The sequence below is a fragment of the Priestia flexa NBRC 15715 genome, assembly GCF_001591565.1.
GTDB classification, from domain to species: domain Bacteria; phylum Bacillota; class Bacilli; order Bacillales; family Bacillaceae_H; genus Priestia; species Priestia flexa.
Window position 1 is genome coordinate 1 of the sequence record NZ_BCVD01000117.1, and the last position, 12,381, is coordinate 12,381.

11 protein-coding genes, 1 pseudogene and 1 riboswitch are annotated in these 12,381 nt (G+C 37.4%); of the genes and pseudogenes, 3 read left to right on the top strand and 9 right to left on the bottom strand.

From position 1 onward, the window contains the following. Positions 1–211: 211 nt before the first annotated feature. Together BFL01S_RS16220 and BFL01S_RS16225 are read left to right on the top strand one after the other, a co-directional pair. Positions 212–580 carry a CidA/LrgA family protein gene (locus BFL01S_RS16220; protein WP_061786316.1) on the top strand — a complete coding sequence of 123 codons (369 nt, stop codon included), beginning with the start codon at positions 212–214 and terminating at the stop codon, positions 578–580. Beyond that, the gene (locus BFL01S_RS16225) at positions 577–1,260 is read left to right on the top strand and encodes an LrgB family protein (RefSeq protein WP_061786317.1); all 684 of its coding nucleotides are present in this window, start codon (positions 577–579) and stop codon (positions 1,258–1,260) included. The genes BFL01S_RS16220 and BFL01S_RS16225 overlap by 4 nt, the downstream gene beginning before the upstream one ends. Positions 1,261–1,635: 375 nt before the next feature. On the opposite strand, the gene ptsP is transcribed toward BFL01S_RS16225, so the two are convergent. From ptsP to BFL01S_RS16270, 9 genes are all read right to left on the bottom strand, one after another. Continuing rightward, positions 1,636–3,354 carry a phosphoenolpyruvate--protein phosphotransferase gene (ptsP, locus tag BFL01S_RS16230; protein WP_061786318.1) on the bottom strand — a complete coding sequence of 573 codons (1,719 nt, stop codon included), beginning with the start codon at positions 3,352–3,354 and terminating at the stop codon, positions 1,636–1,638. Beyond that, on the bottom strand, positions 3,354–3,620 hold the full coding sequence (locus tag BFL01S_RS16235; RefSeq protein WP_025909186.1) for a phosphocarrier protein HPr: 267 nt from the start codon (positions 3,618–3,620) through the stop codon (positions 3,354–3,356). The genes ptsP and BFL01S_RS16235 overlap by 1 nt, the downstream gene beginning before the upstream one ends. Positions 3,621–3,638: 18 nt before the next feature. Next, on the bottom strand, positions 3,639–5,693 hold the full coding sequence (ptsG, locus tag BFL01S_RS16240) for a glucose-specific PTS transporter subunit IIBC (RefSeq protein ID WP_061786319.1): 2,055 nt from the start codon (positions 5,691–5,693) through the stop codon (positions 3,639–3,641). Between the two features lie 262 nt (positions 5,694–5,955). Continuing rightward, a complete protein-coding gene (gene glcT / locus BFL01S_RS16245; RefSeq protein WP_061786320.1) occupies positions 5,956–6,804 on the bottom strand; it encodes a glucose PTS transporter transcription antiterminator GlcT in 849 nt (282 codons plus the stop codon). A 222-nt stretch (positions 6,805–7,026) separates the two neighbouring features. Next, the gene (locus BFL01S_RS16250) at positions 7,027–7,794 is read right to left on the bottom strand and encodes a hypothetical protein (protein WP_169799865.1); all 768 of its coding nucleotides are present in this window, start codon (positions 7,792–7,794) and stop codon (positions 7,027–7,029) included. A gap of 228 nt (positions 7,795–8,022) precedes the next feature. Then, complete coding sequence (gene ribH / locus BFL01S_RS16255; RefSeq protein ID WP_025909182.1) at positions 8,023–8,493, bottom strand: 6,7-dimethyl-8-ribityllumazine synthase; 471 nt, start codon at positions 8,491–8,493, stop codon at positions 8,023–8,025. Between the two features lie 47 nt (positions 8,494–8,540). Continuing rightward, positions 8,541–9,734, bottom strand: coding sequence for a bifunctional 3,4-dihydroxy-2-butanone-4-phosphate synthase/GTP cyclohydrolase II (locus tag BFL01S_RS16260; RefSeq protein WP_061786322.1), 1,194 nt, complete (start codon positions 9,732–9,734; stop codon positions 8,541–8,543). 16 nt (positions 9,735–9,750) lie between these two features. Further along, entirely contained in the window at positions 9,751–10,407 is a 657-nt protein-coding gene (gene ribE, locus BFL01S_RS16265) for a riboflavin synthase (RefSeq protein ID WP_025909180.1), read from the bottom strand. Positions 10,408–10,623: 216 nt separating this feature from the next. Next, a riboswitch (FMN riboswitch) is annotated at positions 10,624–10,771 on the bottom strand. Between the two features lie 93 nt (positions 10,772–10,864). Beyond that, on the bottom strand, positions 10,865–11,893 hold the full coding sequence (locus BFL01S_RS16270) for a YkvI family membrane protein (RefSeq protein WP_061786323.1): 1,029 nt from the start codon (positions 11,891–11,893) through the stop codon (positions 10,865–10,867). A 199-nt stretch (positions 11,894–12,092) separates the two neighbouring features. Between BFL01S_RS16270 and BFL01S_RS16275 the strand changes: the two are divergent. Next, positions 12,093–12,308: pseudogene (locus tag BFL01S_RS16275) on the top strand (aldo/keto reductase); the annotation flags it as partial. Positions 12,309–12,381: the final 73 nt, after the last annotated feature.

Below are 12,381 nucleotides of genomic sequence, written 5' to 3' on the forward strand. Positions count from 1 at the left end.
CATTCCACTTTAGCTATAGTTAAAAGGCATAGTAATTATAGTTATTATATATTTTACGTTATAGCTAAATTTAGGTAAGATAAGTTTGTAGCATTCATCTTCTCAATTTATACCTCATCGGTATAAGCCAAAAATACTTTCTTTTTCCCCCAATAGAGTCGCCGATTAGGCGGCTCTATTATTATGAATAAGCTAAAGGAGGAACATCATAATGAAGGTTTTAACATTATTTGTTCAAATTCTTTTTTTCATATTAATCTTTTTTGTTGGTCAACAGATTTCTCAAGCGCTGAACCTTCCTATTCCAGGAAGCATTGTTGGATTTGGTTTGCTGTTTTTGTTGCTTCATTTGAAGGTCATTAAATTAAATTGGGTAGAGCGAGCTGGCAATTTGCTTGTTGGTGAACTATTACTCTTTTTTATTCCAGCCGTTGTAGGTCTAATTAATTATGGAGACGTTCTTAAATCATTTGGACTTCAAATTTTAATTGTTATTACGATAAGTACCATTGTAGTTATGGCGATTACCGGAATGATGGCTGAATCTATTTCTAAACGCAAGGAGGTGTCAAACGAATGACTTGGTTAACAGCTGTAGCATTTCCACTTACACTCGTTGTCTATACGCTTTCAAAATGGCTTTATAAAAAATATAAAACCATTTTGGTTTCGCCTATTTTACTAGCTCCCTGCTTGCTCATCATATTTTTATTATTCTCACATGGTTCATACGATCAGTATAAGCAAGGAGCAGACTTTATTAGCTACATGCTCGGACCCGCTACGGTAGCATTTGCTGTGCCGATGTATAAGTATTTTCATCTTCTAAAAAAACATCGTGTAGAAATTGCCGTAAGCGTAGCAACTGGAACTCTTGTAGCGATGGTATCTTCAATGGTTTTAGCAGGTCTTTTCCATATGAAAGCCACGCTTGTACAAAGTATTATTCCACGTTCTGTGACTATTCCTATTGCCATTAACGTATCAGAAACGCTTGGAGGAGATCCGAATATTACAATTTTATTCGTTGTGCTGTCAGGCATTATTGGAACGTTTATTGCACCTACCCTTATCAAATACCTTGCTCTTCACTCTTCACTAGCTAAAGGCTTGCTTTTAGGAGTGGCGTCACACGGTACAGGTACGGCTCGTGCATTCGAGTTTGGTAAAATTGAAGGGACATTCTCAAGCTTAGGAATGATTGTAGCAGCGCTTTTAACGATCGTGTTTGCTAATATCTTTTTACCTTTGCTCTTTTAAACAACACAAGGTTGGGACATAACGAAATGCTCCCTTCTCAAAGACGAATCATAACGTTTCTACAATAGTTAATTTATAGCAACAAGTTCGTTCCATTGCGCTACGGACACTCGCTTTCCGCGAGGAGGAATCTGAGCCTCCTCGCTGCGCTTGCGGGGTCTCAACCTTTCCTCTATCTCTCGCAGGAGTCGAGTGTCTTATGCTCCATTCCACTATTTTCCTAAAGACGATTTCCAAATCATCAAAAAAACCGAGCTACTGAGAGTTAACTTTCAATAGATCGGATAGATTATTACCAGGAAGACTTAGGTCATAGCCTCATTTTATACTATAAAATTCAAAAAAGATGCTCTAATCACTAGAGCATCTTTTTTATTAGATATGGAATTTTGATTTTACAAATTCAATTACTTCTTCAGTAGAAGACATTGATAAAATCTCATCTAAGTGTGGTTCAATATCCGCTTTTGATAATTGACGGATTTGAGAACGTGCTTTTAAGATAGATGTTGCGCTCATTGAGAATTCATCTAAGCCTAAGCCTAAAAGAATTGGAATCGCAATTTCATCTCCAGCCATTTCTCCACACATACCAACCCATTTGCCTTCTTTATGAGCCGCTTTAATAACCATGTTTACTAAGCGTAAGATTGCCGGGTTATACGGTTGATATAAGTAAGATACGCGCTCATTCATGCGGTCAGCCGCAAGCGTGTATTGAATTAAATCGTTTGTTCCAATTGAGAAGAAGTCTACTTCTTTTGCAAATAAATCTGCAATAACTGCTGAAGAAGGAATTTCAACCATCATACCTACTTCAATGTTATCAGAAACGCTAACGCCCTCTGCTTCAAGCTTTGCTTTTTCTTCTAAAAGAATGGCTTTTGCTTGGCGGAACTCGTCAACTGTTGCAATCATTGGGAACATGATTTTTAAGTTTCCATATACGCTAGCACGTAATAACGCACGAAGCTGTGTACGGAACATATCTTGCATTTCTAAGCATAGACGGATTGCACGGAAACCTAAGAATGGATTCATTTCTTTAGGTAGGTTTAGATAAGGAAGCTCTTTATCTCCACCGATATCTAAAGTACGAACAACAACAGGCTTGCCTTCCATACGCTCTAAAACTGTTTTGTATGATGTGAATTGTTCTTCCTCTGTTGGAAGTTCTTCACGACCCATATATAAGAACTCTGTACGGTAAAGACCAACGCCTTCACCACCGTTTTCTAATACACCTTTAACATCTTCAGGCGTTCCAATATTAGCAGCAAGTTCTACGTGATGATCATCCGCTGAAACTGTTTTTTCGTTTACAAGCTTTGCCCATTCAGCTTTTTGTGCTGCATATTCTTCTGCCTTTTTCTCATACGCTTTAATCGTTTCTTCTGATGGGTTAACAATAACGTTTCCATCAAGACCATCAACGATTACAAGTGTACCGTTTTCAATGTCTTCCATAACTGTTTTTGTTCCAACAACAGCTGGAATTTCCATTGAACGGGCCATAATTGCAGAGTGAGAAGTACGGCCTCCGATATCAGTTGTAAACCCTTTTACAAATTTACGATTTAACTGAGCTGTGTCAGATGGCGTTAAGTCTTCTGCAATAATGACAACTTCTTCAGAAATCATGCTTGGGTTTGAAACGTTTACACCTAAAAGATGTGCTAATACACGCTTCGTTACGTCACGAATATCTGCTGCACGCTCTTTCATGTATTCGTTATCCATTGACTCAAACATGTTGATGAACATCGCTGCAACTTCGTCTAGTGCGACTTCTGCATTCACGTTTTCACCAGTAATTTTATCTTTAATCGGATTGATTAATTCCGGATCGCTTAATACTAATAAATGTGCTGCAAAGATTTCAGCTTTATCTTCGCCAAGTTCTTTACGCGCATGTTCTTTAATCGTTTCAAGCTCTGATCTAGATGTTGCAAGTGCTTCTTCTAGACGAGCTACTTCAGCTTCAACGTCTGAAACGGATTTCTTTTCAACGGTTAACTCTGGATTTTCTAGACGGAATGCTTTAGCAATAGCAATGCCGCTAGAAGCGGCAATGCCTTGAATTTCCACTGTCATTATTCGCCTAATCCTTCTTTTTTCATTGTATCTTCAAGAGCTGCAATTGCATCAGCTTCGTCTGAACCTTCAGCAGAAATTGTGATTGTAGCTCCTTTTTGGATACCTAAAGACATAACGCCCATGATTGATTTTAAGTTTACAGTTTTACCGTTGAACTCTAAGTTGATATCAGAATCAAATTTGCTAGCTGCTTGTACTAATGTTGTTGCTGGACGTGCGTGAATTCCTGAGTCTGCTGTTACTGTAAATGTTTTTTGTGCCATGTTAAATCAATCTCCTTTTTACTTTGAAATAGTAATAATATTTTGTTCTTGCAATGAAACTTCGCCTTGCTTTAAGATTTCTACCTTTTCATCTGCTTGTAGGTTTGTAAAGATGACAGGTGTAATCGTAGATGGTGCATTTGATTTTACAAAATCCAAGTCAACTTGTAATAATGGTTGGCCTTGCTTCACTTCGTCACCTTGAGCAACAAGTGCATCAAAACCTTCACCTTTTAAGTTAACTGTGTCAATTCCAAAGTGAATTAGAATTTCTTGCCCAGTCGTTGATTCAATTCCTAAAGCATGCTTCGTCGGGAATAAGTTTACTATCTTTCCATCCACTGGCGCAACTACTGTGCCTGTTTTCGGAATAATCGCAAAACCGTCACCCATTAATTTTTGTGAGAATACTTGGTCCGGTACTTCTGATAATGGAACTAATTCTCCTTCAATTGGTGAAACAATGTCGCCACCGTTTGTGCTTACCGCAGCTTTCGATGCTTCTTCTACAGCTTTTGGTTCTTCTTTTGGTGCAACAGGCGTTTTGCCATCCATAATGTCTTTAATCTGACTCTTTAACGTATCAGATTTAGGACCAAAGATTGCTTGAATATTGTTACCTACTTCTAACACACCAGAAGCCCCTAACTTTTTCAATCGCTCTTTATCAACATTTTTAACATCATCAACTGATACACGTAAACGAGTAATACATGCGTCTAAGTGCGTAATGTTTGGTTGACCACCTAATGCTTCTAGGATATTGCGTGGTAATTCACCCGCTTCAACCTTATCACTATCTGCATCATCCGATTTCTCTTCACGACCTGGTGTTTTTAAATTAAACTTACGGATCGCAAAGCGGAAACCAAAGTAATAAATAACTGCTAGAACAAGACCAACTGGGATTACTAACCACCAATCTGTTCTATTTTGTAACACACCGAATAGGATATAGTCAATAACCCCACCGGAGAATGTCATACCAATTTTAACATTTAAAATCTCCATGATCATAAATGATAGACCAGCAAACACTGCGTGAATTGCGAATAAAACTGGTGCTACGAATAAGAATGAGAACTCAAGTGGTTCTGTAATACCTGTTAAGAATGATGTTAAAGCCGCTGAACCCATGATACCAGCTACATACTTCTTATTTTCAGGACGAGCTTCGTGATAAATAGCAAGCGCTGCTGCTGGTAAACCGAACATCATGAACGGGAATTTACCAACTTGGAACGTACCTGCTGTTAATTCAGCACCATCTGCTAATTGTGCCATGAAGATACGTTGGTCTCCACGGAACACTTCACCAGCTTGATTCACATAAGACCCAAACTCATACCAGAATGGTGAATAGAAAATATGGTGTAAACCGAATGGAATTAATGAACGCTCAATAACCCCGAAGATAAATGCCGATAGCGTTAAGTTTGCATCAATCATATTGTTTGAGAATGCATTTAGTGCATTTTGAATGATTGGCCATATTGCTACCATGATTAAACCAATAACAATTGATGATACCGCTGTTGCGATTGGAACAAAGCGCTTACCAGCAAAGAAACCTAAATATGGAGGTAGCTCGATGTTAAAGAAACGGTTGTACATAGCCGCTGCTAGCACCCCAATTATAATACCACCAAACACACCTGTTTGTAACGTTGGAATTCCTAACACACTTGCGTATGCAGGATCTTCTAATAACTTAGCAAATTCAGCTGGTTTTAAACCATCCAGCCCTTTTACTGTACCCATCGTTACGTTCATAATTAAATAACCAACGATTGCTGCAAGTCCGGCTACGCCTTCTCCTCCAGCTAACCCAACTGCTACCCCTACAGCAAATAGTAAAGGTAAGTTACCAAAAATAATGTCTCCAGCGTTGGACATAACATGAGCAACCATCTGGAACCAGTCAGCATTTAAAGCCGGTAATCTTTCAAGTAACGTTTCATTTTGAAAAGCAGTACCAAACCCAAGTAGGATACCTGCTGCCGGTAAAATCGCAACCGGCAACATAAGTGCTTTTCCGACTTTTTGTAAGACGCCAAAAAGCTTTTTAAACATGGCGTTTTACCCCCTTTTTATATTTGTATTGTGCAACAAGATGATGTTTTGATACACATTCAATTCAAACGCTTTCTTTTTAACCAAAAAGGGTACGTGAATCTAAGTGAGTATTTCATTAGTTTGTTCATGATTACGCTTTCTTACAACAAAAAAGGCATGGTGAAAATTGAAACACCAACAAAAGGATAGACCTATCCCTGTCCATGCGTTTCATTTCTCACTCATGCCTGATCGTATCAGTAACACGTATGAAATGATTTTATAAATCCGATTTTGTCATAAGTCGCTGCAGATGCATCGTTAAATAAACGGCTTCTGCTTCATAAACTGGTAAGTGTAGAGCTTGTTGCATAATTTTAATCACTTTCCATGAGACATTGTAACATAGAGGATATTCCTCTTTCAATAGTAAAGCAATTTTTTTTGGTTCTTCAATGACTTCCCCTGTCTTCACCCGATCAATTGCAAAATGCAAGTGGCGAATTAGCCTCATATAATGAACAGATTCTTTGTTCACATCAAGGTTTAAAGACTCTTCAATGACGTTAATAATTGTTTGAATAAGCTGCGAATCTTGATTTACTTCTAAAATATTTTTTTCCGTTAGCGCGCTGTGAATATGCAGTGCAATAAACCCCACTTCCCCTATCGGTAGCTGCACTCCAATTTTTTCATGAATCATTGCTACAACCTCTTCAGCAATTTCAAATTCTTTTGGGTAAAGAGCTTTTGTTTCAATTAAAAAAGGATTTTTCAAATCAAGGCCTTGTTGAAAACGCTTTACAGCAAATGCAATATGATCTGTTAATCCGATATGAATGTGCTCATTTAAAGGTTTAGATACACGTGCTTGTATATGTGTAATGATATCATTCATCATCTCAATTACATTTTCGTCAACCTGTAGTAAAAGCTGCTTATATTGTTCCTGCTCTTCCTCGCTTTTAAGCAAAAACATCTTTTCTACAGCATCTGCATCTATTTCGTCGTTTTTCTTTTTATTAAAGCCAATTCCTTTTCCTATTAAAACAACCTCTTTGTATGCATTGTGTGTAGCAATTAAAACATTATTATTTAGTACCTTTTTTACAAAAAAGGACTCTCTCACGAATCCTTCACTCCCCTACTTGACTTCAATTACGCGTTTTTTTATTGTACGAAAACTGGCAAAAGAACGTCAAATCTTTTGTTTTGTTTCATTTTTACCTTTATAACCTAATGAAAGAAGCATCTCTTGGGAAAGTAAATATTTTCCTTCATTAAATGTTTAATAAGTAAAAGCTTACCTTTTTTTATACTAGCTTCAAAATAATTTATTGTACGTACTATCTTAGTGCTTATTTCTCATAAACGCAATGAATTTTTTTGAGTCGGTTCCATAACATGCATTGACAATAAATTGGTTATATTTAGCTGTAAATAAAATTACTACAGCATCTAATAGTGCAAAGAACCCCAACGAATTCCATTTAGGTAACACCAATATATCTGTAGACAGTAAAACGAAATCAGCTATTCGAAAACCAAGAAAAAAGCAGCCTAGCATGGTTAGAGAACGCTTTAAAATTCCCCAAGAATATAGGGCTGTTAAAAGCCATACATAAAGTGTATTAAAACTAAGCACATCCCGTGTCTCTGATTGAAACCACCCCACATGTATAGAGTGGGTTTTAAACATGGCAAGTAAAAACAACATGATGGTTGTGTTAATTGCTAATAAGCTAAAGAATAAGTTTAATACATGAATCCACCGCTCAAATCGATCAGACAGCCACGCATGCCATGTCTTTGCAATGACGAACCCAATTGTCATAAAAATACCTGTGTAAATCGTTTTCCACCAATACTGTGTATACACACCTAAAGAGATAAACAATTCTTCAATTCCCATAAAAATAAACGATATAAGTACAATATAACGAAACTTCAGCTGATAAGCCCCAATTAAAACAGCGATAACTGGAAATGCAAAGGCTTGTGATACCAACGACCCCAAAATATTATCAAGGTCTGTTTCATGTACAAAATTCGGATTATATTGATAGCTTTTAAATAGTACAAGAATGAAGTACTCCAACACGTACGCTAAACCAATCATAAAGAATAATAAGATAATCAGTTTTTTATCCCTTGTATTCCATAGAACAAAAACAAAGATTAGGACATTTATGATAATTAAAACCAAAAACGGTATATAATGAGGCATGAAAGTCTCCCTTAACATAAACTAGTTACTATATAGGGTAAAACCTTTCCTGTAAATTATACATTTGTAAATAGTTTAAAAAACGCTTGCTACAGTTCTAGACTGCAACAAGCGCTTTTATTACCCTTCAATTAAACGAGACAAATTTGCCATCTCAATAGCAGAAGCTGCTGCTTCCCATCCTTTGTTACCGGCTTTTGTACCTGCACGTTCAATCGCTTGTTCAATTGTTTCCGTTGTCAGTACACCAAAGATAATTGGTACGCCCGTTTGTAGACTCTGTGAAGCAACGCCTTTTGCTACTTCGTTACAAACAAAATCAAAGTGTGGTGTTGCGCCGCGAATAACTGTTCCTAACGTAATCACCGCATCATACTTTTTTGATTCTGCGAATTTTTTTGCAATTAACGGAATTTCGTATGCGCCAGGTACCCAAGCAATGTCCACATCTGCTTCTGCTACACCATGACGTTTTAGCGCGTCTTGCGCTCCGCCTAACAATCGGCTTGTAATAAATTCATTAAAACGCCCCACTACAATTGCAACTTTTAATCCAGTACCAACTAAATTCCCCTCAAACACATGACTCATTTTCTATTCCTCCTAGTTTTTTTATGTTTTATGTGTAAATTAAATAATTAAAAATGTAATAAGTGACCTAGTTTCGTCGCTTTTGTATTTAAATATTTCTCATTTTCGGCTTCCTTTGGCATTTCAATTGGAAGACGTTCAACTACCTCAAGATCATAACCTTTTAAACCGGTAATTTTACGCGGGTTATTGGTTAAAAGCTTCATCTTTTTCACGCCTAAATCCTTTAAAATTTGCGCACCAATCCCATATTCACGAAGGTCATCAGCAAACCCTAATTTTTCATTAGCCTCAACCGTGTCATATCCCTGCTCTTGCAGTTCATATGCTTTTAATTTATTTATTAACCCAATACCTCTTCCTTCTTGACGCATATAAAGAAGGATTCCCGATTGTTCCTCTTCAATTTTTGACAGTGCTGCATGAAGCTGTGGTCCACAATCGCAGCGTTTGGATCCAAAAATATCGCCAGTTAAACACTCAGAATGAACACGAACAAGAACAGGTTCTTCGGGATTAATTTTACCTTTTACAATAGCTACATGTTCTTTATCATCAATTTTATTTGTATATCCAATCGCCTTAAAGTCACCAAAAGCAGTTGGTAATTGAATTTCTACCTCGCGCTTTACAAGCTCATCATGCTTGCGACGATACGCAATAAGATCTTTAATTGTAATCATTTTTAAGTCAAATTGCTCTGCGATCACAGCAAGGTCTGCCACGCGTGCCATAGTTCCATCTTCTTTCATGATTTCACAAATAACACCCGCAGGCTTACCTCCAGCAAGAAGTGCTAAGTCAACGGCAGCTTCTGTATGACCTGCACGTCGTAATACTCCTCCTTTTTTCGCAATTAAAGGAAATACGTGACCCGGTCTACGAAAGTCTGTAGCTTTAGCTTTATCATCAATTAATGCTTGAATGGTTGCCGAACGCTCATGAGCACTAATTCCCGTTGTTGTTGATACATGATCAACACTAACAGTAAAAGCTGTACCATGCATATCCGTATTGGTTGTTACCATAGGATTAAGCTCTAATTTAGCAGCAACTTCTTCTGTGATTGGTGTACAAATCAAACCTCGACCATGCGTTGCCATGAAGTTAACGATTTCGGGAGTAGTCGTTTCAGCTAGTGAAATAAAATCCCCTTCGTTTTCGCGGTCTTCATCATCACAAACAATAACCACTTTACCTTTTTTTAAATCATCAATTGCTTCTTCTACTGTGTGAAACATTTTTCTCACCTCTCTTTTAATTTGTAAACCCGTGCTTTTCGAGTAAACTTTGCATATTGGAAGGTTTCGGTGCAGGAGCAGATGAAGGTTTCATCATCATTTCTTTAATATATTTGGCTAACATATCACATTCAATGTTAACAACATCTCCTCGTTCTTTTCTTCCAATAATTGTTTCTTTGGCAGTATGCGGAATTAAAGAAATTGTAAAAGAATGATCTGTAACATTAAATATCGTTAAGCTTGTCCCATCAACAGTAACAGAGCCCTTTAACATCATATAATGACGAAGGCTAGGGTCTACCTTAATTTCATAATATACAGCATTGCCTCTTCGCTCTTTATTCACAATTGTACCGATACCATCAACATGCCCACTCACAAAATGACCACCAAACCGTCCATTTGCGCTCATCGCACGCTCTAAATTAACCTTTGAGCCCACGGTCAATAATTGGAGCGTACTCGCTTTGATTGTTTCAGGCATCACGTCAACGGTAAATCGATTAGTTGAAAATGAAGTCACTGTCAGACACACACCATTAACTGCAATACTGTCTCCTAGAGACACATCCTGTAGGACAACACGTGCTTCAATGGTTAATACAATTGCTTCTTTTCCTTTGTTAATTTGTTTCACTTGACCAATTTCTTCAATAATTCCTGTAAACATTCTTTCACCTTCTTTCCCCATACAATGTACGCAAAAAGCCCCCTTAAACAAGTGTCCAAGGGGGGTGTTTTTAGAATCAGTGTATACAAAGCATCCACAAACAAGATAGCACTTAATAGCCATCTCACTTTGCGATATACTAAATAAGCAGTTGGATATAACGGTTTTCTAAAAAAGCCATTACGCCTATGTAATCGCTACACATCCACTGTGCTCCTGATCCTTCTCCCATCCAGACTTTTACTGTCGGCTCTAGATTTTAACTAGATCCACCGTTATCGAAAAATACGAAAACGGGTCACGGGCTTAAAGGCATTGCCTTATCACCGCCGGTTGGGACTTACACCCGACCCCGAAGGATATTTATGTCGACAATATCTGTCGAATTTGACCTTATTATAGCAAAGCTTTAAACAGTTGTCACACTTTTTAACACATTTTCACTTAACTTACAGAGTTAACTTTTTTCTTTTTTGATACAGAGCATAACTAAAAGTGCTAATCCAATATAGCCGAAAATCGGATACAGCACCTTCAACAACTCTCCATACCCAACCTGTGCAACTAGAAAACATAGCGCAAAGATAAAGGCAAAAGCTCGCTGATTTGAGATTGGCAATATGGATTGAATCTGTCTAGCAATTCCAAATACATTTCCAATTAGTGTGGTGAAAATCTCTCCAAAAACTACTAGTAAAAAGAGCCAATTAACGAAAAGGCCAATATGTTTTACTACTTCACTCATTGGAATATCTAAATGGTATGCATACGGCAAGTTTGAAAGAGCTAAATGCGTTGCCACCATCATAAATGTTAAACCAATTCCTCCTAAAACCGCACCGTTTTTAATGACTTTTCTATCTTTCACTTCACTTCCTAAAGGAACAAGGACGGCTTGTGCTAATGCTAAATTAAGAGCCACATACAAAAAAGGACTAATCAGCCAGTTCCAATCCCCTTGAAAATGAACCGTTGACACTTGTAAAAATGAAAAATCAGGAGCGTGTGGAATAAAGATTAAAATTGAAAAAGCAAGCATCATTGGCACTACAAGTGAATTAACAAATAGTAACCCATTAATTCCTTTGGACACTGATATGTATGCTAAACCAATTGTAAGAAGCATACCCACCTGTGGCCAAAGTCCAAACTGTTCGGCTGCAATTGCTCCCGTACTCGCTAGCATAACGGATGTGACTCCAAACAAAATAATAATGGTAAATCCATTAATCAGCTTCCCCATAAATATACCGAATAGATGCGTATTTAACGTTTGATAAGACGTTGCATCAATCGATTGTGCAATAAGCATCATTTTTGACCCTAACCAAATAAAGAACAAACCGCTAATTAAAATTCCGAATAAACCCATTGAGCCATACTGAGTAAAAAATTGAACAATTTCTTTACCCGTTGCAAACCCAGCCCCCACTACCGTACCGATATAGGTAGCAGCTACTTGTAGCGTCAGCTTCCATTTACTCAAGTTCTCCACCTCATTTTCTTGGAACTCACTATTTTTTATTCTTTATGACAACATGTCTTATCGCTCAGAAAAGCAGCTTGTACTAAACTATATGTAGAGGAAAAGTAAAAATGACGAATCTTTAAAGATGTAATCGCTTTATCTACCTGTTATAATCAAAGCGAATTTACTATCTAGTTCTTTTGAAAGGGTTGAAGGTATGCAATACATAAAGCTAGCGGAAGATTTAAAGTTTTCAAGAATTATTCATGGGTTATGGCGTTTAGCCGATTGGAACTTATCAACAAATGATACGCAAACTCTAATTGAACAATGCTTAGATCGAGGTATTACTACATTTGACCATGCGGATATTTATGGTAACTACAGCTGTGAAAAGTTATTTGGGCAAGCGTTAGCGCAAAAGCCTTCTTTACTTTTAATCGTTCAGGTTTTTTATTGATTGTGAAAACAATGTTGAAAATAGGCTGGAATGAAGCGTAGCGTAG